Source organism: Pseudoduganella sp. GW821-FHT05F09 (assembly GCF_059419605.1).
Window position 1 is genome coordinate 571,772 of record NZ_JBWKSD010000004.1, and the last position, 24,233, is coordinate 596,004.

The 24,233-nt window shown below is 66.2% G+C and carries 21 protein-coding genes; 8 read left to right on the forward strand and 13 right to left on the reverse strand.

Annotated elements, in window-relative coordinates; all coding sequences use genetic code 11:
- Complete coding sequence (selD, locus tag AC07S4_RS16200) at window positions 1–1,047, reverse strand: selenide, water dikinase SelD (protein WP_494987621.1); 1,047 nt, start codon at window positions 1,045–1,047, stop codon at window positions 1–3.
- Between the two features lie 89 nt (window positions 1,048–1,136).
- Here selD and senA point away from each other — a divergent pair, with 89 nt between their 5' ends.
- Window positions 1,137–2,348 (forward strand): selenoneine synthase SenA, encoded by a 1,212-nt coding sequence (gene senA / locus AC07S4_RS16205; RefSeq protein WP_494987622.1) that lies wholly within the window; start codon window positions 1,137–1,139, stop codon window positions 2,346–2,348.
- Window positions 2,349–2,352: 4 nt separating this feature from the next.
- Here the strand turns inward: senA and AC07S4_RS16210 are convergent, their stop codons facing one another.
- The 4 genes from AC07S4_RS16210 to AC07S4_RS16225 form a co-directional block, all read right to left on the reverse strand.
- A complete protein-coding gene (locus AC07S4_RS16210) occupies window positions 2,353–3,132 on the reverse strand; it encodes a glycosyltransferase family 2 protein (RefSeq protein WP_494987623.1) in 780 nt (259 codons plus the stop codon).
- A gap of 188 nt (window positions 3,133–3,320) precedes the next feature.
- Entirely contained in the window at window positions 3,321–4,553 is a 1,233-nt protein-coding gene (locus AC07S4_RS16215) for a malic enzyme-like NAD(P)-binding protein (RefSeq protein ID WP_494987624.1), read from the reverse strand.
- An 82-nt stretch (window positions 4,554–4,635) separates the two neighbouring features.
- A complete protein-coding gene (locus AC07S4_RS16220; protein WP_161074024.1) occupies window positions 4,636–5,922 on the reverse strand; it encodes a Glu/Leu/Phe/Val family dehydrogenase in 1,287 nt (428 codons plus the stop codon).
- Between the two features lie 161 nt (window positions 5,923–6,083).
- A complete protein-coding gene (locus tag AC07S4_RS16225) occupies window positions 6,084–7,046 on the reverse strand; it encodes a LysR family transcriptional regulator (protein ID WP_494987625.1) in 963 nt (320 codons plus the stop codon).
- 140 nt (window positions 7,047–7,186) lie between these two features.
- Here AC07S4_RS16225 and AC07S4_RS16230 point away from each other — a divergent pair, with 140 nt between their 5' ends.
- From AC07S4_RS16230 to AC07S4_RS16240, 3 genes are read left to right on the forward strand one after another with little or no spacing between them, the layout of a single operon-like run.
- Window positions 7,187–7,957 carry an aldolase/citrate lyase family protein gene (locus AC07S4_RS16230; RefSeq protein WP_494987626.1) on the forward strand — a complete coding sequence of 257 codons (771 nt, stop codon included), beginning with the start codon at window positions 7,187–7,189 and terminating at the stop codon, window positions 7,955–7,957.
- 27 nt (window positions 7,958–7,984) lie between these two features.
- Window positions 7,985–8,881, forward strand: a complete 897-nt coding sequence (gene glxR / locus AC07S4_RS16235) for a 2-hydroxy-3-oxopropionate reductase (protein ID WP_494987627.1) — start codon at window positions 7,985–7,987, stop codon at window positions 8,879–8,881.
- Between the two features lie 8 nt (window positions 8,882–8,889).
- Window positions 8,890–10,197 carry a glycerate kinase type-2 family protein gene (locus AC07S4_RS16240; protein ID WP_494987628.1) on the forward strand — a complete coding sequence of 436 codons (1,308 nt, stop codon included), beginning with the start codon at window positions 8,890–8,892 and terminating at the stop codon, window positions 10,195–10,197.
- Here AC07S4_RS16240 and AC07S4_RS16245 read toward each other — a convergent pair whose 3' ends face one another.
- The 4 genes from AC07S4_RS16245 to AC07S4_RS16260 form a co-directional block, all read right to left on the reverse strand.
- Window positions 10,198–11,064 (reverse strand): outer envelope protein, encoded by an 867-nt coding sequence (locus tag AC07S4_RS16245; protein WP_494987629.1) that lies wholly within the window; start codon window positions 11,062–11,064, stop codon window positions 10,198–10,200. It abuts the gene before it with no gap.
- 113 nt (window positions 11,065–11,177) lie between these two features.
- Window positions 11,178–12,503 (reverse strand): MFS transporter, encoded by a 1,326-nt coding sequence (locus AC07S4_RS16250; RefSeq protein WP_494987630.1) that lies wholly within the window; start codon window positions 12,501–12,503, stop codon window positions 11,178–11,180.
- A gap of 10 nt (window positions 12,504–12,513) precedes the next feature.
- Complete coding sequence (locus AC07S4_RS16255; RefSeq protein ID WP_494987631.1) at window positions 12,514–12,966, reverse strand: MarR family winged helix-turn-helix transcriptional regulator; 453 nt, start codon at window positions 12,964–12,966, stop codon at window positions 12,514–12,516.
- A 103-nt stretch (window positions 12,967–13,069) separates the two neighbouring features.
- Window positions 13,070–14,533 carry a DEAD/DEAH box helicase gene (locus AC07S4_RS16260; RefSeq protein ID WP_494987632.1) on the reverse strand — a complete coding sequence of 488 codons (1,464 nt, stop codon included), beginning with the start codon at window positions 14,531–14,533 and terminating at the stop codon, window positions 13,070–13,072.
- A 389-nt stretch (window positions 14,534–14,922) separates the two neighbouring features.
- Between AC07S4_RS16260 and AC07S4_RS16265 the strand changes: the two genes are divergently transcribed.
- A complete protein-coding gene (locus tag AC07S4_RS16265; protein WP_494987633.1) occupies window positions 14,923–16,062 on the forward strand; it encodes a helix-turn-helix transcriptional regulator in 1,140 nt (379 codons plus the stop codon).
- Window positions 16,063–16,179: 117 nt separating this feature from the next.
- Window positions 16,180–19,167 carry a DUF2135 domain-containing protein gene (locus tag AC07S4_RS16270; protein ID WP_494987634.1) on the forward strand — a complete coding sequence of 996 codons (2,988 nt, stop codon included), beginning with the start codon at window positions 16,180–16,182 and terminating at the stop codon, window positions 19,165–19,167.
- A gap of 7 nt (window positions 19,168–19,174) precedes the next feature.
- On the opposite strand, the gene AC07S4_RS16275 is transcribed toward AC07S4_RS16270, so the two are convergent.
- From AC07S4_RS16275 to AC07S4_RS16290, 4 genes are all read right to left on the reverse strand, one after another.
- On the reverse strand, window positions 19,175–20,191 hold the full coding sequence (locus AC07S4_RS16275; protein WP_494987635.1) for a hypothetical protein: 1,017 nt from the start codon (window positions 20,189–20,191) through the stop codon (window positions 19,175–19,177).
- Window positions 20,188–20,730, reverse strand: a complete 543-nt coding sequence (locus AC07S4_RS16280) for a sigma-70 family RNA polymerase sigma factor (protein WP_494987636.1) — start codon at window positions 20,728–20,730, stop codon at window positions 20,188–20,190. The genes AC07S4_RS16275 and AC07S4_RS16280 overlap by 4 nt, the downstream gene beginning before the upstream one ends.
- 84 nt (window positions 20,731–20,814) lie before the next feature.
- Entirely contained in the window at window positions 20,815–21,606 is a 792-nt protein-coding gene (gene fabI / locus AC07S4_RS16285; protein ID WP_494987637.1) for an enoyl-ACP reductase FabI, read from the reverse strand.
- Window positions 21,607–21,783: 177 nt separating this feature from the next.
- The gene (locus tag AC07S4_RS16290; RefSeq protein WP_494987638.1) at window positions 21,784–23,184 is read right to left on the reverse strand and encodes a transglycosylase SLT domain-containing protein; all 1,401 of its coding nucleotides are present in this window, start codon (window positions 23,182–23,184) and stop codon (window positions 21,784–21,786) included.
- A gap of 229 nt (window positions 23,185–23,413) precedes the next feature.
- Here AC07S4_RS16290 and AC07S4_RS16295 point away from each other — a divergent pair, with 229 nt between their 5' ends.
- Window positions 23,414–23,989 carry a DUF1415 domain-containing protein gene (locus tag AC07S4_RS16295; RefSeq protein ID WP_494987639.1) on the forward strand — a complete coding sequence of 192 codons (576 nt, stop codon included), beginning with the start codon at window positions 23,414–23,416 and terminating at the stop codon, window positions 23,987–23,989.
- A 20-nt stretch (window positions 23,990–24,009) separates the two neighbouring features.
- The gene (locus AC07S4_RS16300) at window positions 24,010–24,231 is read left to right on the forward strand and encodes a DUF1289 domain-containing protein (RefSeq protein WP_494987754.1); all 222 of its coding nucleotides are present in this window, start codon (window positions 24,010–24,012) and stop codon (window positions 24,229–24,231) included.
- Window positions 24,232–24,233 lie beyond the last annotated feature (2 nt).

The following is a 24,233-nucleotide window of genomic DNA, read 5'->3' on the forward strand; positions in this document are numbered from 1 at the left end:
CTAGGCCGCCACGGTGACGCGCGCCGCGCCGGCAGCGGTGCGGCCGATGACGGCGGCGCCCTCAAAGCCCTCGCGCGCGAACAGCGCCAGCACCTCGTCCACGCTGGCCGGGTCGCAGGCCACCAGCAGGCCGCCGGAGGTTTGCGGGTCGGTCAGCAGCGCCTGCTGCGCCGGGCTGATGGCGGCGGCCAGCGCCACGTCCTTGCCGTAGGCGTCCCAGTTGCGGCCCGAGGCGCCGGTGAAATAGCCGTCCGTGGCCAGCTGCTCCACGCCGGGCAGCAGCGGAATGCGCGCCATCTCCAGCTGCGCTTCCAGTCCGGCGCCGCGCGCCAGCTCCAGCAAATGGCCCAGCAGGCCGAAGCCGGTCACGTCGGTCATGGCGTGCACGCCCGGCATGGCCGACAGCGCCTGGCCCGGCTTGTTCAGCTTGGTGGTGTTGGCGATCATGGCGGCGTAGCCGTCCGCGTCCAGCTTGTCCTTTTTCAGTGCCGCCGACAGCACGCCCACGCCCAGCGGCTTGCCCAGCACCAGCACGTCGCCGGCCTGCGCGCCGCTGTTGCGCTTGACCTTGGACGGGTGCACCAGGCCCAGCACCACCAGGCCGTAGATGGGTTCCACCGAATCGATGGTGTGGCCGCCGGCGATGGGAATGCCGGCCTCGGCGCAGATGGATTCGCCGCCCCGGATAATCTGGCCTATGGTCTCGATCGGCAGCTTGTTGACCGGCATGCCGACCAGGGCCAGCGCCATGATGGGGGTGCCGCCCATGGCGTACACGTCCGAAATGGCGTTGGTGGCGGCAATGCGGCCGAAGTCGAAGGGATCGTCGACGATGGGCATGAAGAAGTCGGTGGTGGCGATCAGGGCCTGCTCGTCGTTGAGCTTGTAGACCGCCGCGTCGTCCGAGGTCTCGATGCCGACCATCAGTTCCTTGGGAACCGGGAAACCGTGGGAGTTTTTCAGGATTTCCGACAGCACGCCGGGCGCGATCTTGCAGCCGCAGCCGCCGCCGTGGGAAAAGGAGGTGAGTTTGATAGGTGTTTGCATAGGGCCGCCAATTTGAGTGTTGCAGAATATCACATGGCGGCCGCCGCTTGTAAGGGCCGGACGCCCTTGCTTTCCGGTTACAATCGGCCATGAGTTCAATTCATGCATCATTCCGCAGCGCCCGGCCGCAACAGCTGGCCGAGGCCTTGCTGCATGCCCGGACGCACACGCTGGCGCTGTTCGACTGCGCGGCGGCGGCCGGGCTGGACGCGGCCATCCGCGTGCCGCAGCTGCGCAGCCTGAATCCGCCGCTGTGGGAGCTGGGCCGCACGGCCTGGTTCGCCGAGTGGTTCGTGCTGCGCGAGGCCGCCTCCAGCCACCCGGCCGACGCCGAGGCCAACGCCTTGCTGAGCAAGGGCGACGACTGGTTCGACGCCAACACCGTGCCGCACGGCGCGCGCTGGAACCTGGACCTGCCCGGCGCGGGCGCGCTGAAAACCTATTGCCATGAAGTGCTGGACCGGGTGCTGGACCGCTTGTCGCGCTGCGGCGGCAGCGACGCCGAGCTGTATCCCTACCGGCTGGCGCTGGCGCACGAGGACATGCAAGGCGAAGCCATGCTGTCGGCCCTGCAGACGCTGGGCCTGGCGGTGCCGCCCGGCTTGGCCCGCGACGAGCCGTCCTGGCCGCAGCAGTCCGAGATCGGCTTCCCCGGCGGCACGCTGCAGCTGGGCAGCGCGAACGACGGCGGCTTTGTGTTCGACAACGAATTGCAGGCGCACGCCTGCAAGGTGGCGCCGTTCCGCATGGATGCGGCGCTGGTCAGCAACGCCCAGTTTGCGGACTTCGTGGAAGATGGCGGCTACCAGCGGCGCCAGTTCTGGAGCGCGGCCGGCAATGCCTGGCTGATGCGGCAGGAGCGTTCCGCGCCGCGCTACTGGCAGCGCGAGGGCGGCGGTGGCGGCGGCAGTGTGTGGCGCACCATGCGCTTCGGGCATTTGTGCACGCTGGCCGGGCCGGAGCCGGTGCGCCACATCAGCCTGTACGAGGCGCAGGCTTATTGCGCCTGGGCCGAACGGCGGCTGCCGACCGAGGCCGAATGGGAATATGCGGCCCTGTCCGGGCACGCGGCGTTCAGCTGGGGCCAGCTGTGGGAATGGACGTCGACGCCTTTTGAAGCCTACCCGGGCTTCCAGCCGGGGCCGTGGCGCGAATACTCGGCGCCGCATTTCGCCGCCAGCCAGGTGCTGCGCGGCGCCTCGTTCGCCACGCCGTCGCGGCTGGGATCGGCCAAGTTCCGCAATTTCCAGCTGCCGGGCACCGACCACGTGTTTGCGGGCCTGCGCACCTGCGCCTGGTGAGCGGTCAGCACTGCTCCAGCGTGACCGGGTGGCCGGCGTGGGCCATCAGTTCCTGGCGGCCCAGGCGGGTGGCCATGTTCGGCGCCGGATGCTTCTTGTACAAATACAGCATGGTGGGCACCAGCAGGTCGTCGCGGGTGTTGCCGCGGCGTTCATTTTCCGGCGAGTCCGCCGTGCTCTTGTAGATGTTCACGCCATTGGTGGCCACGTGTTCCAGCGTGCGCCCGGCCAGGCAGGCCAGCAGGAAGTCCCAGTCCTCGTAGATGCGCATGTCGCCGGCATGGCGCACGTTCTGCACCACGTCGCGGCGGTACACCAGGCAGTTGTTCGGGATGCGGTTGAGGATGAAAATACTGTCGGCGGTGATGCCGGCGGTGGACATGTCGTCGCCGCCCAGGAACTGCGGCGGGTTGTGCCGGCGGTCCTCGCGCAGCACGCGGAAGTCGCAGTGGACGATTTCCGGCGTGCGCGTGCCGATATGGCTGGCCAGCGCCTGCAGGTGGCCGGGCTCGAAGGTGTCGTCGTCGTCCAGGAACATCACGTAGGGCGTTTTGGCCAGGTCCAGCGCCATGTTGCGGCTCTCCGCCGGGCCGTTCTGGCCGCTGCGGATGACGTAGGTGTAGCGTCCGTGCAGCTCCGCCAGCTCAGGGAAGGGCGGAATGTAGGCGCCGGTATCGTCGACGACGATCACCTGGAAGTCTTTATAGGTCTGCGCGATCAGGGACTGGAGGGCGCGGCGCAGCAGCAAGGGGCGCTCATGCGTCGGGATAATGATGGTAAACAAACGGTGCTCCTGGATGGCTGGACTGTGAAATGCCTGCCAATATCACATGCCCGCCGCCGCTTGTAAAGGCTGGGCTTGGCCGGAGTTGTTGGCGGGTTACGCCGCTGCGCGGCCAACCCGCCCTACGTGCCCCCTGCGCAGGTTCGCGTAGGGCGGGTTAGCGGCAGCGCCGCGTAACCCGCCGGCTTTCAGATCAGCGACTCGCCCAGCTTGGCCAGGTGGGCCGCGTAGGCTTCCGGGTCCAGCTCCTTGCGCGCCACGCCGCTGCGGAAGGCAGCCTGCGCGATCTTGGGCGTGACGCCCACCAGCAGGCGCGGGTCCAGCAGGCCGGGCACCACGTAGTCCTTGCCGAAGCGCTCGTCGCTGCGCGCCATGCCGGCCAGCGCCACCACGCAGGCGATCTTCATCTCCTGGTTGATGGTGCTGGCGCCCGAGTCCAGCGCCGCGCGGAACAGGTAGGGGAAGCACAGCGCGTTGTTGATCTGGTTCGGATAGTCCGAACGGCCGGTGGCGATGATGGCGTCCGGCGCGACTTCGCGCACCAGTTCCGGGCGCAGCTCAGGCTCGGGATTGGCCAGCGCGAAAATAATCGGCTGCTTGGCCATCGATTTCACGTCCGCCTGCGACAGCAGGCCGGGACCGGACAGGCCCAGGAACACGTCCGCGCCTTCGATCACTTGCGACAGTTTGGTGGCCGGCGTGTCGCGCGCCCAGGCTTTCTTTTCGCCGTCCAGTTCGCGCGCGGTGGTCAGCACGCCTTTGCTGTCGCACACGAAAATGTTCTCCTGGCGTGCGCCCAGCGACAGGATCAGTTCCAGGCAGGCGATGGCGGCGGCGCCAGCGCCGGAGCAGACGATCTTCACGTCGGCGATGTCGCGGCCGGTCATTTCGATCGCGTTCAGCAGGCCGGAGCCGACCACGATGGCGGTGCCGTGCTGGTCGTCGTGGAACACGGGGATGGACAGGCGCTCGCGCAGCTTGCGCTCGATGTAGAAGCACTCCGGCGCCTTGATGTCTTCCAGGTTGATGCCGCCGAAGGTCGGGTGCAGGGCGGCGATGATGTCGACCAGCTTGTCCGGGTCGGTCTCGTCGATTTCGATGTCGAAGGAGTCGATGCCGGCGAACTTCTTGAACAGCACCACTTTGCCTTCCATCACAGGCTTGCCGGCCAGCGCGCCGATATTGCCCAGGCCCAGCACGGCGGTGCCGTTGGTGATGACGGCCACCAGGTTGCCCTTGGCGGTGTATTTATAGGCCAGCGACGGGTCGCGCTGGATTTCCACGCAGGGCACGGCCACGCCGGGCGAGTAGGCCAGCGACAGGTCGTCCTGGCTGGCGACGCTCTTGGTGACGGCGATGGCGATTTTGCCCGGTGCGCCGTTCTGGTGGTAGTCCAGCGCTTTCTGTTCCAGATTGCTCATTAAAAAATCCTTTTATATGCGAAAAACGCCTGCCCAGGCTAAAAGCCGGGGCAGGCGCGGTAATGGTCAGGACCGTATCGGATTATGGATACAGGCCACGTACTTCACGTGCTTGCAGCACGCGGGTGCAAGCCAGGATGAAGGTCGCGGTACGCAGCGTTACCTTCTTGTCCTGCGATACTTCCCAAACCGAATTGAACGCGTCCTGCATGATGCGCGTCAGGCGGGCGTTGATCTCGTCCTCGCTCCAGAAGAAGCTGGAGAAGTCCTGCACCCACTCAAAGTATGACACGGTTACGCCGCCGGCGTTTGCCAGCACGTCCGGCACGATCAGGATGTCCTTGTCGGACAGGATGTCGTCCGCTTCCGGCGTGGTTGGGCCGTTGGCGCCTTCGAGGATGATTTTGGTGCGGATCAGCGGCGCGTTGGCGGCGGTGATCTGCTGTTCCAGCGCGGCGGGAATCAGGATGTCCGATTCAATGCCCCAGAACGCATCGCGGTCCATGAACTGCTCGATGCCCGGGAAGCCTTTTACGCCGCCCGCTTCCGCCACGTGCTTGTGCAGCTGCGCCACGTCCAGGCCGTTCGAGTGCACCACGGTGCCGGTGTGGTCCTGCACGGCGATGACTTTGGCGCCCGCTTCGGCGAACATGGTCGCGGCCACGCCGCCGACGTTGCCGAAGCCCTGGATGGCGACACGCGCACCCTGGATCGCCACGCCGCGCTTGGCCGCTGCCGCCTGGCCAACCACGAACACGCCGCGGCCGGTGGCTTCGCGGCGGCCCAGCGAGCCGCCCAGCGAGATTGGTTTGCCGGTGACCACGCCGGTCGACAGGTTGCCTTCGATCATGGCGTAGGAGTCCATCATCCACGCCATCACCTGTTCATTGGTGTTGACGTCCGGTGCAGGGATGTCCTTGTTCGGTCCGATGATCAGCGAGATTTCGCTGGTGTAGCGGCGGGTCAGGCGCTGCAGCTCGCCGCGCGACAGGGTCTTCGGATCAACGCGGATGCCGCCTTTGGCGCCGCCGTATGGCACGTTGACGGCCGCGTTTTTCACGGTCATCCATGCCGACAGGGCCATCACTTCGGACAGGGTCACGTCCTGGTGGAAGCGCACGCCGCCTTTGCCCGGGCCGCGCGACATATTGTGCTGCACGCGGTAGCCTTCGTAGTGGGCGATGGAGCCGTCGTCGCGCTCGATAGGCACGTCAACGGTCAGGATGCGCTTGGGGCGCTTCAGCGTTTCCACCCAGCGCGACAGGTTGCCCAGGTGCGGGGTAACGCGGTCGATCTGCTTCAGGTACTGGCCCCAGGGACCGAGATCGTCGGGATTGAGGTAGGACGGCAGTGCGTGTTCGGTGGTCATGCTATTGGCTCCTGTTGTTCGTCTAAGGCTTCGTTGGGCGCTGCGCTCGTGGCGCTGCGTTAGCGAAGCGAATCATAGGCTGGAGCCCCGCAGGGCGGCTAATGCTGTATCCGCATCCGGCTATGCAAAAAATGCATAGTCTCACAATCGATGTGAAAAGTTTAACGTTCCGAGGCCGGCACGCGCTGCTTTTTGGCGGAGGTTTTCTGCTGGCTTTCGAGGTAGTCCCACAGCCGCGAGACGATGGTTTTCCCGGGCCGCGCGGGCGAAGGGCGCTCGCGGTAGAGGCGGATTTCCATCTCGATCTGCCAGTCCGACACGCCGGCGTCGGCGGGCGCCAGCAGCTTCTGCTTGAGCTCGCGCGTGACCGCCGATTCGGGCAGGAAGGCGATGCCGCGCCCTTCCAGCGCCATCATCTTCAGGCCCTCGGCCATGTCGGTTTCGTAATGGTTTTCCAGGTGCAGCGCGGTCTTGGTGTCGGCCAGGATCAGCTCCACCATGCGGCCCAGGTAGGCGTTGTTGGTGTAGGACAGGAAGGGCAGCGGGTCCTGCCGGGTGCCGGGCAGCGTGAATTCCGGCGTCCTGGCCTTGTCGCAGCGGGCGTAGGCGCGCAGCGCTTCGCGGCCCAGCACCAGCATGTCGTAGCGGCCCGGATCGAGCTGCACCGGCTGGCGCGGATGGTGGTAGCACAGCAGCAGGTCGCAGCCGCCTTCCACCAGCTGCAGCACGGCGTCGTGCACGTTGAGCGCCATCAGGCGGCTGTTGATGGGCGCGAAATCGGTCTCGAGCTGCGTGATCCATTTCGGGATGAAGGTCAGCGACAGCGTGTGCGGCACGGCGAGGTCGATGCTGGTCATGGCGGCGGCGCGCTTGTTGCGCAGCAGCTCGCGCACGCCGTTGATCTGGCCCAGCATTTCCAGCGCCTGCTCGTAGAACACCAGGCCGGCCGGGGTCAAACGGGTGGGGTAGGAGGTGCGGTCCACCAGGTCGGTGCCGAGCCAGTTTTCCAGCGACTGGATGCGGCGCGAGAAGGCCGGCTGCGTCACGTGCCGCTGCGAGGCGGAACGGCTGAAGTTATTGGTCTCGGCCAGCGAGATGAAGTCTTCCAGCCATTTGGTTTCCATGCTTGATCCAGCGCAAACGAGAGAGTGCGATTGTATTTCATTTCTTGCGCATTCTCTGAATTGCGGCATATACTGAGTCCAGTCATATGATGTCCTACCACTTGTTGTTTATGTATCACAACCCGAACAGGAGCAGTGGCATGAGCAAACGCATCAATCATTTCAAGCGCACCCTCAAGCAGGGCACATTACAGATCGGGCTATGGTCCGGGCTGTCGAGCAACGTCACGGTGGAGGTGTTGGCCAATGCGGGCTTCGACTGGCTGCTGCTGGACATGGAGCATTCCCCCAACGAGCTGCCCATGGTGCATTCCCAGCTCCAGGCCGCCGCGCAGGGTACGGCCCATCCCATCGTGCGGCCGCCGTGGAACGACACCGTGGTGATCAAGCGCCTGCTGGACGTGGGCGCGCAAACGCTGCTGATACCCTTTGTGCAGAACGCCGAGGAGGCGCGCCAGGCGGTGGCCGCCACGCGCTATCCGCCGCAGGGCGTGCGCGGCTTTTCCACGGCGGCGCGCGCTTCCGACTATGGCCGCGTGAGCGACTACTGGGCCACCAGCTCGGACGACATCTGCGTGCTGCTGCAGGTGGAAACGCCGCTGGCCATTGCCAATATCGAGGAAATCGCGGCGGTGGACGGGGTGGACGGCATCTTCATCGGCCCGGGCGACCTGGCCGCGTCCATGGGCCACCTGGCCAACCTGAAGCACCCGGAGGTGGTGGAAGCCATCGAGGGCGCTGTGCGCCGCATCGTCGCCACCGGCAAGGCGGCCGGGGTGCTGATGGGGGACGAAGCACTGGCGCGCCGCTACATTGCGGCGGGCTGCACCTACACCGCCGTGGGCAGCGACATCGGCCTGCTGGCGCGCGGCGCCGAAGCGCTGGCCGCCAAATTCAAAATCGCCGCCTGAGCGCGGACCAACATCGAAGGAGTGGATATGAGTAAAGTGGGCTTTATCGGACTGGGCATCATGGGCGCGCCGATGGCGGCGAATCTGCTGAAAGGCGGCCACCAGCTGTTTGTGCAGCAGCGCAAGCCGCTGCCGGCGCAGCTGGTGGAACTGGGCGCGGTGGGCTGCGCCACCAGCAAGGAAGTGGCGCAGAACGCGGACATCATCATCATGATGGTGCCGGACACGCCGCAGGTGGCCGAGGTGCTGTTCGACGAGGGCGGCGTGGCGCAGGGCCTGAGCGCGGGCAAGATCGTGGTCGACATGAGTTCGATCTCGCCGCTGGAGACCAAGAAGTTCGCGGCCCGCATCAACGCGCTGGGCTGCGAGTACCTGGACGCGCCGGTATCCGGCGGCGAGGTGGGCGCCAAGGCCGCCACGCTGACCATCATGGTGGGCGGCAGCGAGCAGGCCTTCAACGCCGTCAAGCCGCTGTTCGAACTGATGGGCAAGAACATCACGCTGGTGGGCGGCAACGGCGACGGCCAGACCACCAAGGTGGCGAACCAGATCATCGTGGCGCTGAACATCGAAGCGGTGGGCGAGGCGCTGCTGTTCGCCTCGCGCATGGGCGCGGACCCGTCCAAGGTGCGCCAGGCGCTGATGGGCGGCTTCGCCGCCTCGCGCATCCTGGAAGTGCACGGCGAGCGCATGATCAAGCGCACTTTTGATCCGGGCTTCCGAATCGAGCTGCACCAGAAGGATTTGAACCTGGCGCTGAGCAGCGCGCGCGCCATCGGCGTGAGCCTGCCGAACACCGCGACGGCGCAGGAGCTGTTCAACACCTGCTCGGCGCACGGCGGCAAGGCCTGGGACCATTCCGCTCTGGTGCGCGCGCTGGAGATCATGGCAAACTACGAGATCGGCGCCAAGCTGCCTGAATAGGAGTAGCCATGACAACCCAAGCGACTTTGCCGGCCGGCGCCGACATGCCGGCCCTGCTGCGACGCATGTTCGACGCGGCGGTGGCGGCTGCGCAGCCCGCGCTTTGCCTGCCTGCGCACCTGCCCGAGCCGCCGAGCGGGCGCACGCTGGTGATAGGCGCCGGCAAGGCGTCGGCCGAAATGGCGCGCGTGCTGGAGCAGCACTGGCCGGGCGAGCTGACCGGCCTGGTGGTCACGCGCTACGGCTATGCGGTGCCGTGCGAACGCATCGAGATCGTGGAGGCCGCGCACCCGGTGCCGGATGAAAACGGCATGGCGGCGGCGCGCCGCATTCTCGCCATGGTGCAGGGGCTGAGCGAAGACGACCTGGTGATCTGCCTGATTTCCGGCGGCGGCTCGGCGCTGATGGCCTTGCCGCTGGCCCTGTCCGATTCGTCGCTGGACCTGGCGGTGAAGCAGGAAATCAACCGCGCGCTGCTGCAAAGCGGCGCCACCATCAGCGAGATGAACTGCGTGCGGCGCCATCTTTCGGCCATCAAGGGCGGGCGGCTGGCTGCGGCCTGCCATCCGGCGCGCGTGGTGACGCTGGTGATATCGGACGTGCCGGGCGACAGCCCGTCCGACATCGCCTCCGGCCCCACCTGCGCCGACGCCAGCACCTGCGCCGACGCGCTGGCCATCCTGCAGCGCTACCGCATCGCCGTGCCGGAGGCGGTGAAGCGGCTGCTGGAATCGGGCGCCGGCGAGAGCGTCAAGCCGGGCGATGCGCGGCTGGCGCGCAGCGAGGTGCGCATGATCGCCGCGCCGCAAATTGCGCTGGAAGCGGCGGCCGAAGTGGCGCGCCAGGCCGGCGTGGCGCCGCATATTCTTGGCGACAGCATCGAGGGCGAGGCGCGCGACGTGGGCATCGTCATCGCCGGCATTGCGCGCCAGGTGGCAAGGCGCGGGCAGCCGTTCGCGGCGCCGTGCGTGCTGCTGTCCGGCGGCGAAACCACGGTCACGGTGCGCGGCGAGGGCAGGGGTGGGCGCAACGTGGAGTTCCTGCTGTCGCTGGGCGTGGCGCTGAACAGCCACCCCGGCATCTACGCCATCGCCTGCGATACGGACGGCGTGGACGGACAGGAGGAAATCGCGGGCGCCGTGCTCACGCCGGAAACGCTGGAGCGGGCCTGGGCGCTGGGCATCAACCCGCGCCGCAGCCTGGCCAACAACGACGGCCACGGTTTCTTCCAGGCGCTGGGCGCGTCCGTGGTGTGTGGCCCCACGCTGACCAATGTGAACGACTTCCGCGCGGTCTACGTGGAGCCGCTTCCCTGATCAGAAATGGTATTCGGCGCGCACCATGGGTGTGCGCGCCGTTGCGCCGGGGTTGCCGGGGTTGCCCTTGGTGCTGTTACCGAACTTGTTCTTCCAGTACTGGTACTCGACGCCGACTTTGAAGGTGTTCCTGGCGGCGCCCACGGCGGCGCTCATGTCGTACATGATCTGCATGTCGATATTGGTTTCCGGCTTGGTGGCGCCGCCGAATTCATTGCGGCCTTTGCTGCCGATGAAGTTGGCGTAGCCTTCAAAGGACAGCGGCACGCCCGCGTTGAACGGAATGCCCCACACCGCGTTCAGCATGGGATGCACGTCGTAGTCGTAGCGCGGCGTGGCCGTCCTGGAGAAACCGTTGTAGGGCGCGTTGCTTTCCCACAGGGCCAGCAGGCTGATATCGAGGAAGCCCGGCACGTCCAGGTTGAGCGTGGGGCCGGCCACCAGCATGCGCTTCCTGGAGTTGTAGCCCGCGTCGTGCTTGACGTTGAAGTCGAATCCGGCGGTCAATCCCAGGCCACGGACCGGGCCTGCCTTGAAGTCCTTGCCAGTCACTTTGCCCAGGTCCAGCGTGTGCCGGTACAGCACATACAGCTCGCGCGCGCCGCTGCCGGAACCGGCGCTGTCCGGATCGTTCTTATCCGACAGCAGCAGGTCCGCGCTGATGAAGTTCTTGCCGTAGGCATAGCCGTTGACGTGGCTCAGGTTGACGATGTTCTTCCTGATGTCCACCGGATTGAACGGCTCGGCGTAGTGTGTGCCGTAGCGGTAGCTCAGCGCCGTGTCGCTCCAGTCCACCGCCTGCGCAGCGCCCGGTCCCAGCAAGGCCAGCGCCGCAAAGCAGCCCATCCCCATCGTTTGCCTGTGCATGCCGCGCTCCCCCCTGTTAGTGAGCCTGCATTGTCCCCCAAAACACCGGCCGCCGGGCGCAGGCGTGGCGAAAGCGACACGCCCGCGCCCCTTGCAAACGGCCGTAGGGCGGGTTAGCTCCCCGAGCGTAACCCGCCGGAGCCGATGCGGCTCATCGGCGTGAGCCACCACGCCAGTGCGGAAATGGCTAGCAGCAGCGCGCTGCCGCCCGCGAACAGCTGCGCCAGCGTGATCACCTTGAGCAGCGCGCCGATAGCCGCCGCCGACAACGGCGCCAGCCCCATGAAAATGAACATGAAGATGCTCATGGCGCGCCCCAGCATGCGCGGCGGCACGCTGCCCTGTATCCAGGTGAAGACGGCAATCTGCATAAAGCCCGCCAGCGATCCCGCCAGCAGCAGCAAGGCGGCGCCTTGCCAGGTGGCGGTGATCGCTCCCAGCGGCGCAAGCAGCAGGGCCACGATGGCGTCGATGGCGAGCAGCGTGGCGCCAAAGCCGCCGAAGCGCAGCTTCACCCCGGCGCTGGACAGCGCCATGCCGAGCAGCATGCCGGTGCCGTGCGCGCCGGTCAGCAGGCCCAGCGAGCCGGCGCCGTGCAGGTTCTGGCTGGCCAGCAGAGGCAGGGCCACCTGCATGGCGCCGCCGACGAACACCGCCACCACGGACCAATACATAAAGCAGGTGCGCAGCGCCACGTCGCGCCAGACCGTCATCAGGCCTTCGCCCACCGAGCTGAAGATGGACTGCGGCGGACCGGCCGGCCGCGCGGCTCCGGCGCGCATGCGCACTTGCGCCAGCGTCCAGGCAGTGAACAGGAAGGTGAAGCAGTCGAAGGCGAAAGCCAGGCCGATGCCGAAGGCGCCCGCCGGCGCGTGCAGGGTGTGAAGGCCGCCTGTGCCAGCCGCCGCCGCTGCCACGCCGCCGTCGCCGGCGATGGCGATCAGCAGCGCGGCGAGGACCGGCCCGGCCAGCATGGTGAGCTGGCGCATGCCCATCATTGCGCCGTTGGCGGCTTGCAGATGCTCGGGCGGCACCACCTGCGGCATGATGGACGTGCCGGACGGGATGGCGAAGGCCTGCGCCAGGCCCAGTCCCAGCGCCAGCGCGTACAGCAGCGGCAGCGACAGCAGCGCGGGCGCAAACAGCACCAGCCAGGCCAGCACGCCGAGCAGCGCGGCGTTGACGTATTTGGTCACCATCATCACGCGCTTGGGCGAGTAGCGGTCCACCAGCGCGCCCCCGAGCAGCATGAACACGGCGCGCGGCACGCTCATGATGGCGATGACGGCGCCCAGCGCGAGCGGGTCGCCGGTCATGGTGAGCACCAGCCAGGGCAGGGCGATCATGGTGAACTGGTCGCCCAGGCCGGAGATGACGCCGCCGCCGAGCAGCCAGCGGAAGTTGGCGTCTTGCAGGATGGGGGAGCGCGGTTTGCTCATGGGCTGTGCCTTAGCTGTTGGTGAGGTTCATGCCGGCCACGCTGCCGAGCACGGCGGCCAGCGCGTCCAGCTGGTCGGGGGCGGAGTTGCGTAGCAGTTCGGCGCTCACTTCGCGCGCGGTGACGAGGGCGTTGTCCAGCATCTCGTGCCCGGCGGGGGTGATGACCGCGTAGCCGACGCGGGCGTCGCGCGGGTCCGGCTGGCGCGCCACCATGCCGTTTTTCTCCAGCGGCAGCAGGGTGCGCGTGACGCCGGACGCGGTCAGGCCCTGGCGCTCGGCCAGGTCCACGCGGCGCAGCCGGCCGCCGGGCGCGCGGGCCAGGTGATGCAGCAGCATGAAGTCGCCGAAGCTCAGGCCGAAGTGGCCGCCGAGCGCCGCGTCCAGGCGGCGCACCATGGCGGCCTGGGCGCGCGCCAGGCGCAGGCAGAAGTCGAGGGCGGCGTCGCCGGTAATGGTTTCCATGATCAGTCCTTGATATATACTTGAGCGATCAAGTATATGGTCGGGGCGAAAAAAAAGCCACCGAAATTTTCGATGGCTTTTGCGTGTTGCTTAGCGCAACAGATTAACGGTCGCCGTAGGTGCGGCGGGCGCCGTCGGTACGGCCTTTGTAGCCACCGCCGCCGCCTTCGCGGTTGAAGCCGCCGCCGGTGCTGGCGCCTTCACGTGGGTAGCCGCCGGTGCTCGCGCCTTCACGCGGGTAGCCGCCGCCTTCCTTGCGCGGTGCGCCTGGCTTGCTGAAGCTGCGCTGCGCTGGCTTGCCGCCACGGTTGTCGCCTGGTTTCCAGCCGCCTGGACGCGAAGCCGAGCGCGGAGGCGCGGTGCGCTTAGGCTCGAAACCTTCGATCGTGGTGACAGGAATCAGCTGCTTGGTGAAACGCTCGATGCGCTTCACGTTCATGCCTTCGGCGTGGTTCACCAGCGATACCGCCAGGCCATTGCGGCCGGCACGGCCGGTACGGCCAATGCGGTGCACATAGTCTTCAGCGAATTTCGGCAGGTCGTAGTTGACCACGTGGGTGATGGTCGGCACGTCGATGCCGCGCGCGGCGACGTCGGTTGCCACCAGCACTTTGACCTGGCCGCGGCGCATGCTGTCCAGGGTGCGGTTGCGCGCGCCCTGGTGCATGTCGCCGTGCAGCGCGGCAGCCGAGAAACCGGCGATGTTCAGGCGGTCGGCGATGGTGTCCGCGTCGCGCTTGGTGGCGGTGAACACCACGGCCTGGTCCATCGACTCGTCGCGCAGCAGGTGGTCCAGCAGGCGGTTCTTGTGCGACAGGTCGTCCACGAAGTGCACGCGCTGGGTGATGTTTTCATGCTTGTTGGCGGCGCTGACGATCTGGATGACCATCGGATCCTTGGTGATGCGGCGGGCCATATTGCCTACCACGCCGTCCAGGGTGGCCGAGAACAGCATGGTCTGGCGGCTGTCCGGGGTGGCGGCGACGATTTTTTCGATGTCGTCGATGAAACCCATGTCCAGCATGCGGTCGGCTTCGTCCAGCACCAGGATCTGCAACTGGGAGAAGTCGATCTTGCCCGATTCCATATGGTCGATCAGACGGCCAGGGGTCGCCACCAGGATTTCAGGATTGCGCGACAGCAGTTGCATCTGCTTTGGATAAGGCATGCCGCCCAGGATGGACACAGCCTTGATACCGCGCAGGTTCACTGCGTACTTGTCGGTATTGGTGGTGACTTGCAGGGCCAGTTCGCGGGTTGGGGTCAGCACCAGCATTTTTGGCTGGGCAGCCTTGAAGCGCGGACGCTCGCCGCGCGCTTTGGCGGCTTGCATTTCTTGATTAGGGGTCTTGCCGGCGGCGGCCGGCGGCAGTGCGGCCAGACGGGTCAGCGACGGCAGCATGAATGCTGCGGTCTTGCCGGAACCGGTCTGGGAGGATACCAACAGATCCTTGCCTGCGATAGCGGCAGGCACAGCTTGCTCCTGTACTGGGGTCGGCTTGGTGTAGCCGGCATCGGTCAGGGCTTTGAGTACGGACGTGTTGATACCAAGTGCTTCAAAAGTCATTCTTATCTTTCGTAAAAATCAGCGTTCATGCAAAAACGCAGAACGCAAAATAGCAACGCCAACCAAACGAAATGACTCTAACAAACTAGATTAGAAATTTCGGCACAAAAGCTTTGCGCCGGGACGGTGTCTTATTCGACACACAAGGCGGGGGGCTTTATAAGCGTCATCAGGGACGATGCGCTAAGGCTTGCGTAGCTGCTGTTATTCTTAGTGCCGACTGCGTGTTGCAGCGCACAAGCCGACACTATAACGTATTTCCGGGCAATTTGCACGCTTAATTGTAATGCGCGCTACCTGCGGCCCGGCTTTGCATGCTGGTTTCCCTCATTGACAGGCATTATCCATTGAGCAATAGTATTGGTTCCTTGCTATCCAGGAGCCTCAGCGTGAAACAGTCGACCATGGACGCCCTGATCGGCAGCATCTATGCCGCCGTGACCGCCGCCAGTGGCTTCCAGCAATTTATTGCCGAATTCAGCGCCGCAGCGGGCGCCAGCGGTGTGCTGCTGATTATGCGCCATGTGGTGTCGCAGGAGCTGCAGGGCGTGTGGGTGGTGGGCATGGATCCGGCTTACCTGGAAAGCTACGCGCTGCGCTACGCCGGCGAGGACGTGCTGGCGCTGCACATGGAGCAATCGCCCATCGGACGCTTTTACGCCAGCAACCTGGACGTGCCCGAGCGCGCGCACTACCACGAGCTGCCGTTCTACCGGGACTGGGTGCAGCCGCAAGGCATGGCGTACGCTGCCGGCTGCGTGATCCTGCGCGAGGGCCAATGGCTGACCCAGATTTTCCTGCAGCGCTCCACCGCCCAGCCGCCGTTCTCGCGCCGCACCATGGTGCAGCTGGAGCGCTTGGTGCCCCATCTTCAACGTGCGCTGCAGATGCGCCAGCGTTTCGCCGAGCTGCAGCTGGGGCGCGACATGCTGGCCGGCAGCCTGGACGTGCTGGCCATGCCGGCGCTGCTGTGCGACGAACGCGGCCGCATGGCCCATTGCAACCGCAGCGGGCGCGCGCTGCTGGAGGCGGGCGGCGGCTTGTGGCTGGACGGCGGCCTGCTGCGCGCGCGCAGCGAACCGGTGGCGCGGCAACTGGCGCTGGCGCTTTGCGGCGCGGTGCGCGCCAGCCACGGCGACGGATCGCCTGAGCCGGGCGTGGTGTTGCTGCCGCGCGCCGGCGCCGCGCCGCTGTCGCTGCTGGTGACGCCGCTGCCGATGGGAGAGGGCAGCGCGCTGCCCGGGGCGGCGCTGGTGCTGGCTTATGATCCGCTCAGCGCGCCGGTGGTGCCGGCGGGCCTGATGCGCCAGCTGTTCGGCCTGTCGGCCGCCGAGGCGGCGCTGGCGTCGGCGCTGTGCGGCGGCAAAACGCTGGAGGAGGCGGCCGGCGAGCGCGGCACGGCCATCAGCACGGCGCGCAGCCAGCTCAAAAGCATCTTCAACAAGACCGGCACGCGCCGCCAGGCCGACCTGGTGTCCTTGTTGCTGACCAGCCCCGCCTATTTCCTGGCGCAGCACGGGCAGGAATAGATACCGCATCCGGCGCCCGGGCCGCCGGGTTTGAAATATTTTTGCCTTTTTAACCCCGTTCGGCGCATCGCACCGTTTCACTCCCATGCCGGAAGAAGCCGGGTCAAGGAGAGTGCCATGCTGTTGCGATTGCTAGTCCTGTTATTGATGCTGTGCGCGCTGCCATGCGGCGCCGGCGCAGCTGTCCCCGTGCCGCGCATGGAAACCCTGAACGGCGAGCGCCCGGTGCGGCTGCAAAGCGTGAGCATCGCCGGCGCCGTCAGCGGCGGCATGGCGGAAACCACGGTGCGCATGGTGTTCTTCAATCCGAACGGCCGCGCGCTGGAGGGGCATCTGCATTTCCCGCTGCTGGAAGGCCAGCAGATCAGCGCCTTTGCGCTGGATATCGACGGCAAGCTGCGGCCGGCCGTGCCGGTGGAAAAGAGCCGGGGGCGCGAAATACTGGAGGCGGTGGAGCGGCGCGGCATCGATCCGGGCCTGCTGGAGCGCACCGAAGGCAATAACTTCCGGCTGCGGGTGTACCCGATACCCGCGCAGGGAACGCGCACGGTGGAACTGAAATATAGCGAAACGCTGGCGCGCGACGGGACGGGGTGGATCTACCGCCTGCCGCTGGCTTACGGCGAGCGGGTGCGGGATTTCGACCTGAGCTTGCAGGTGAACGGCGCCAGCGCCGCGCCGAGCACCAGCGGCGCCCTGGGCGAGCTGCATTTCGAGGGCCTGCGCAGCGGCTACCGCGCGCAGGTGGCGAAGCAGGACTACACCGGCGCCGCCAACGCCGCGCTGGCGCTGCGCCTGCCGGGCAGCGCGCAGCCGCAGGCCTACGTCCAGCAATTCGATGGCGAACGCTATTTTGTGGCGGAGATTCCGGTGGCGGCGCGGCGCGTGGCGCGCAAGCTTCCCAAGGTGGTGGGCCTGCTGTGGGACAGTTCCGGCTCCGGCGCCAGCCGCCATATCGACGCGGAACTGGCTGAGCTGGACCGCTATTTCAAGGCCCTGGGCCGGGCCGAAGTGCGGCTGCAGCGCCTGCGTGACAGGCCGGAGGCAGCTGTCGCCTATCAAATCGAAGGCGGTAACTGGAGCGCCTTGCGCAAGGAGCTGCAGTCCACCGTCTATGACGGCGCCAGTGCGCTGGCGGACTGGCAGCCGCAGCGCGGCGTGGACGAATACCTGCTGGTGAGCGACGGCCTGCTGAACTACGGCGGCGCGAAGTTCCCGGCGCTGGCGCCGGGCCAACGGCTGCATGCCATGAACTCGGCCGCCAGTGCGGACACGGGCCGGCTGGCTGCGCTGGCCGAACGCAGCGGCGGACAGCTGGTGCAGGTGCGGGCGGACCGCCCCGGCGCGGCGGCGGAGCTGCTGCTGACCGACGGCCCGCAATTGCACGATCTGCGCGCGGACGGCGCCAAAGACCTGCTGGCCGACTTGTCCGGTGCGCGGCAAGGCATGCTGCGCGTGGCGGGCAAGCTCACGCAGCCGTCGGCGCAAGTGGCTGTGACCATAGTGCAGCAAGGGAAAGCCGCCGATATCAAACTGGCCATCGGGGAAAAGGCGCCGCTGCATCCGCAAGCGGCCCTGGTGTGGGCAGGCTACAAGCTGCGCGAGCTGGAGGCGGAGTTCGATCTGCATCGCGGCGCAATCCGCCGCCTGGGCGCGCAGTTCGGCCTGCCGACGCGTGAAACTTCGCTGCTGGTGCTCGAGCGCCTGGACGACTACGTGCGCTACGACGTGACGCCGCCGGCCGAACTGCTGGCCGACTACGAGAAGATGAAGGCGCGCTTCGGCGCCCAGCTTGCGCAGCGGCGCGTCAAGCAGCTTGACGACGTGGTGCGGCGCTTTCAGCAGAAGGAAGCGTGGTGGAACAAGGACTATCCGAAAGAGGCTGCTTCCAAGCGTGCGCAAGTTCTGCCGCGCGCCGACGGTGGGCAGGGCCTGGAGACTGTCAAGGTGACGGGCAGCAGCGTCCGGCAAACAAGCGATGTCGTGGTGGCCGAGGATGTGGGGACCGCGCCGGGGAACGTGATTGCCAATGCCACCAATGTGGCGCGGCGGGCGTCCGCACCACTGGCGCTTGAGCGTGCGCCTGCAATGCCGGCGCCAGCGCCGCCTCCGCCCCCGGCGCCTGCTTTGGCTTACGCCCCGGCCCCGGCCCCGTTCACTGCGGCGCCGCCGGCCGGACCTGCGGGCGCGGGCGCCATCACGATGAAGAAGTGGTCTCCGAACGCGCCCTACATCTCACGCATGAAGGCTGCCAGCAGCGAGGCGCTGTATGCGGTCTACCTGGACGAGCGGCCGTCATGGAGCGGCAGCAGCGCCTTCTACCTGGACGTGGCGGACATATTGTTTGAACGCGGCCAGCGCGACCTGGGCCTGCGCGTACTGTCCAACCTGGCCGAACTGGAACTGGAGAACCGCCATGTGCTGCGCATCCTGGGCTACAGGCTGCTGCAGGCGGGCCTGCCCCAATTGGCCGTACCGCTGTTTGAACAGGTGCTGCTGCTGGCGGGCGAGGAACCGCAGTCATATCGCGACCTGGGCCTGGCGTATGCCGCAGCAGGCAAGCCGCAGCAGGCGGTGGAGCAGTTGTATGAAGTGGTGCTGCGGCCGTGGGACGGGCGCTTTGCGGATATCGAACTGATTGCGCTGGCCGAAATGAACGCCATAATCGCTGCCGCGCCCAAAGGGACGGTGGACACCAGCCGTGTCGATGGCCGGCTGCTGAAAAACCTGCCGCTGGATTTGCGTGCCGTGCTGACCTGGGATGCGGACAACAGCGATATGGACCTGTGGGTGACGGATCCGAACGGCGAGCGCTGCTACTACGCGCAGATGATCACCGCGCAGGGGGGCCGTATCTCGCGCGACTTCACGGGCGGTTATGGTCCGGAAGAGTTCTCGCTGCGCAAAGCCAAGCCGGGCAAGTACCAGGTGCACGCCAACTTCTTTGGGCACAGGCAGCAGCTGGTCGCGGGCGCGACGACGGTTCAGCTGCGCCTGACAACGGCTTTCGGCACGCCGGATGCCAAAGACGAGATGGTGACGGTGCGCCTGACCGGCCGTGGCAGCACGGTGCTGGTGGGCGAATTCGAGGTGCCCGGCAGCTAATCCGGCGCTATTCGGCGGCTGGAGGGAAATTGGAGGACAGCTTGTCCGGCACCGGATAGGCTGGATACGCGGCGCGGAACTTTCGCCATTCGGCGAGGGCCGCGCCGCGTTCGTTTTTCTGCAGCAGGTCTTCAATTTTCTGCAGCCAGGCCTGGGGTGGGATCTCGCCTTGCGCTTCGCCGGGGGGCATGACGCGCGATCCTGTTATGGATACGGTTTGCGGCGCGCGGCGCAGCAATTCGTTTGGAGGCGCAGGACGCACATTGGTGGCGTTGGCGATGACCGTGCCGGCCACGGAGCCTGCCGGCGCAGGCGCGGGCGGTGCTGGCGGCGCAGGCGCAGGTGCGGGAGCAAGAACCGGTGCCGGTGCAGGGGGAGGGGGCGGAGCAAACATCAGCGGGGCAGGGCGCTCGGTCACGGGCGCCGGCTCGGGAATGAACACGGGCGGCCGGCCGATGTCCTCGGCAACCACAGCGTCCCCCAGTTCGGATGCTTTCCGGGCGACCGGCGGCTTTTCCCGCGCTGGCGCTGGCGCCTGCTCCCGCTTCGCCGCCATTGCCGGTGCAGGCTCCTGTTTGGGGGCGGCCACGGAGGGGGCGGGAGGCTCGGCGGAAGGCGTGGCGACGGCAGGCGCGGCGGGTACTACTGGTACGGCAGCCACCATGGCCTCGGCGACTGGATCGTGCGTTTGCCACAATGGCAGTGCGACGGAGATAGCTGCTACGCCGGCGGCCAGCGCCAGGGGCAGTTGCCAGCGCGACTGCCAGCGAGACTGTCGGCCGGGTACCGAGGGTGCTGCGCCGCTGTCGGTGGCGGATTCCGCAACGGGATCATTCGCGGCCGGCTGCGCGGCAAGGCGTTCGGCGGCGAGGGCGGCGGCGATGCGGGCCTGGATGGCGGCGTCCAGCGAGGGCGGCGGCGCCGGCTGTTCCAGCGCGGCCAGATCGCGCGCGAGCGCATCGTCGCCTTGCAGGAAGGCTGCGAATTGCGCATCGTCGAGTTGATCGTGGTCCTTGCCGCTCATGCCTGTTCCTCCTGCGCATACTGCCCGCGCAATTTCTTCATCGCGTAGCGCAGGCGGCTCTTCACGGTTTCCACCGGGGCCGCCACCAGCAGGGCGATTTCCTCCAGCGACATGCCGCTGAATTGTTGCAGTATAAGCGCTTCCTTTTGTTCGGCGGGCAGCGCATGGATGGCCGAGTGCAGCGCGCTGTTCTGCTGGCGCGACTCCATCGCCGCATCGGGCGCGGCGGCGGCGTCCGCGACCGGCGCAGTCAGCTCGAGCTCGGCCGCCTGCGGCTGGCGCAGCAGGTCGATCAGGCGGTTGCGGGCGATCTGGTACAGGAAAGTGCGGAAGGTGGCTTGCGGGGTATAACTGGCGCGCGCCTGGTGCAGGCTGAACCAGCTGTCCTGGGCGATCTCGTCGACCCAGTCGCGGCGCGGCGAGCGCCAGCAGAGAAAACGGTACAGGCCGCGGCTATGGCGGCCGTACAGCTCCTGGAAGGCGGACAAGTCGCCTTCGCAGTAGCGCAGCATCAAGGCCTCGTCGGAAAGATCGTTCATGCTGCGCCGTGCTCTAAGCGGCCTGAGCCGCATTCGGGGTCTGACCCCGAATGCGGCTCAGCTCGCTTAGGCGGTGAGGTGCGATTATTGATAGTCGCTGGCGTTCAGGCCCATGACGTGCGAGAAGCCGCCGTCGACGTAGGTGATTTCGCCGGTGATGCCGGAGGCCAGGTCGGACAGCATGAAGGCGGCGGTGTTGCCCACTTCTTCAATCGTCACGTTGCGGCGCAGCGGGGCGTGCGAGGAGGCGAAGCCCAGCAGCTTGCTGAAGTCCTTGATGCCGGATGCGGCCAGGGTCTTGATCGGGCCGGCCGAGATGCCGTTGGCGCGGATGCCGATCTGGCCCAGGTTTTCCGCCAGGTAGCGTACCGACGCTTCCAGCGATGCCTTGGCCAGGCCCATGGTGTTGTAGTAAGGAATGGCGCGCACCGCACCCAGATAGGACAGGGTCAGCACCGACGAGCCCGGCTTGAGCAGCGGCAGCGCGGCCTTGGTCATGGCCGGGAAGCTGTAGGCGGAGATGTCGTGCGCGATGCGGAAGTTTTCGCGGGTCAGGCCGTCCAGGAATTCGCCGGCGATGGCTTCGCGCGGCGCAAAGCCGATGGCGTGCACCAGGCCGTCCAGCTGGCTCCACTCTTTGCCCAGGTCGGCAAACAGGGCTTCGATCTGCTCATCGCTGCTCACGTCGCAATCGAACACCAGTTTGCTGTTGAATTCAGCGGCGAACTCGGTGATGCGGTCTTTGAAACGCTCGCCGACATAGGTGAACGCCAGTTCCGCGCCTTCGCGCTGGCAGGCCTTGGCGATGCCGTAGGCGATGGACCGGTTGGACAGCAGGCCGGTGATGAGGATTTTTTTGCCTTGTAAGAACGCCATATTCACTCCAATTGCTACTGCTGCGATGGCACGCGCGCACGCGGCGGCGTTAGCGACAGTATGGGTTGTTTATTCTAGTGGTGGGTGGGAGACCCGATACCGTGAGACCGAGATTGTAGGGGGTAGCTGCCGGGACTGCAACTTTTCGTGGGCGGGCAGCCTGCCCGCCAACCCCGCTCAGTTTTGCTTGGTTTTCTTTTTGCCGGCGGCGTCGCGCGGGACGCGGGCCTTGACCAGGGCGACCGGGGCATCCTTGGCGCTGCCGGACTTGGCCTGTTGGTAGTTGCTACTGCGGTTGCTGGCGCGCTTGCCGCCACGGTCGGCTTCGAAGGCCACCACGGCGTTGTCCGCCACTTCCGGCGCGATGTCCATGTGCAGCGAGGACGCGATCTTCGGCACCAGGATGGTGGAACCGGCTTTCAGCACCGATTTGCTCGGGATATTGTTGGCCTGGCGTATCACTTCCGGCGTGGTGTGGAATTTGGACGCCAGCGTTTCAATGCGCTCGCGCGCGCTGGTGATCTTGTGCGTGGTCCAGCTCGACAGCGCGCGGCCCCATTGCGCCAGGTTCAGGTTGAACTTTTCGGCGTTGGCCTTGGGCAGCAGGATGCGGGTCTGTTCGCCGCCGGTGATGACGGGGCGGTTGAACTGCGGATTGAGCGCCTTGAACTCGTCCACCGGCATTTCCGCCAGCTGGGCGGCGATGGCCAGGTCGATATCGCTGGTCTTGTCGACGGCGGTAAAATAGGGCTGGTTGTCGATCACGGGCAAATGCAGGCTGAACTGGGCCGGATTGGCCACGATGTTCTTCACGGCTTGCAGTTTTGGCACGTAATTGCGGGTTTCCGCCGGCATCAGCTCGGCCAGGCTTTCGAAATCGGTGGGCTTGCCGGCGGCCTGGTTGCGCTTGATGGCTTTCTGCACATTGCCTTCGCCCCAGTTGTAGGCGGCCAGGGCCAGCTGCCAGTCGCCGAACATGTCGTACAGGCGCTGCAGATAGCTGAGGGCGGCGTCGGTCGAGGCCAGGATGCCGCGCCGCTCGTCCTTGAAGGCGTCCTGCTTCAGGTTGTAGTCGCGCCCGGTGCCCGGCACGAACTGCCACATGCCGGCCGCGTTGGCGCTGGACAGCGCTTGCGGGTTGAAGGCCGATTCAATAAAGGGCAGCAGCGCCAGTTCGGTCGGCATGCTGCGCTTTTCCAGTTCGGTCACCACGTGGAACAGGTAGCGCGAGGCGCGCTGGGTGGTGCGGGCGATGTAGTCCGGACGCGTTGCGTACCAGGTAACGTGCTTGTGCACCAGTTCGTTGTTAATATCCGGAATGGCGTAGCCGGTGCGGATGCGGCCCCAAACGTCGGTCTCCCGGAACGCGTCTTCGCTGACGGCGGGCTTGGCTACAACTTTGGAGGCGGGGAGCAGTTCGGAGGTCGGCAGTTTTGCCGTGGCGGGCGTGGCCAGCGGGATCAGGGGGAGGCTGGCCGATGGCGCCGCCGGGGGCGCGCTGTCGAGTGCCTGGCTGATCGCCGGCGCCAGTGCAATCAGCGCCGCCAGCAAGGATAGTGATTTAAATCGTGCTTGCATAGTATTCCATTGTTGTCGTCGAGAAACACGGACGAACCATGAATAATGGGGCAGTGTACGTAGGTTGGGCTGGCTGAGTCAAGAATTATGTCGTCCGGATGACAGTTTCTTTAATGTAATAATGTCGGCAAATATATCGTAGTTGTATTACAGATGAGGGAAGTAGACGGCATTTTGCCGGAGTGCGTACAATGCGCCCTCGCCGCAAGCATTTACAAGGAAGACCCCTATGAGCAAGCCCATCGCCGACCACGCCACCATCATCGCCCAGACCCAGAAATGGCTGGAAAAAGCCGTTATCGGCCTCAATCTGTGCCCCTTCGCCAAGGCCGTGCATATCAAGAACCAGATCCGCTACGTGGTGACGGACGCCGCCACCGACGAGGAGCTGATGGAGGTGCTGATGGACGAGCTGGAGCTGCTGGCCGAAGCGAGCCCGGAAAAGATCGACACCACGCTGATCATCCACCCGCAGGTGCTGAACGACTTCGAGGACTATAACGACTTTCTGGACGTGGCCGACGGCGCGCTGGAGGAAATGGACCTGGACGGCATCCTGCAGGTGGCCAGCTTCCACCCGGACTACCAGTTCGCCGACACCGACAAGAACGATATCGGCAACTACACCAACCGTTCGCCTTACCCCACGCTGCACCTGCTGCGCGAGGAAAGCGTGGACCGCGCGGTGGAAGCCTTCCCGGAAGCGGAAGATATTTTCGAGAAAAACATCGAAACCATGGAAAAGCTGGGCCACGAGGGCTGGGACGCACTGGATCTCGACGTGAAGCGCCAGGTGAAGGAATGACGGAGCTGGAACTGAAGCGCATGGCGGCGGCGGTGCACGAGGCGGCAACGCCTGCCGCGCCCCCGGCGCAGCGCCCGGACACGCCCTGCGTGGCCGTCTGTTCCACCACCTTCGACGACATCTGCCGCGGCTGCGGCCGCACTTATATGGAAGTGGCGCACTGGGTGTCGATGGGCGAGGCGGAAAAGGAGCTGGTGTGGCAGCGCATTACGGCGCAGGGTTACCCGCGCCGTAACAGCTAGTT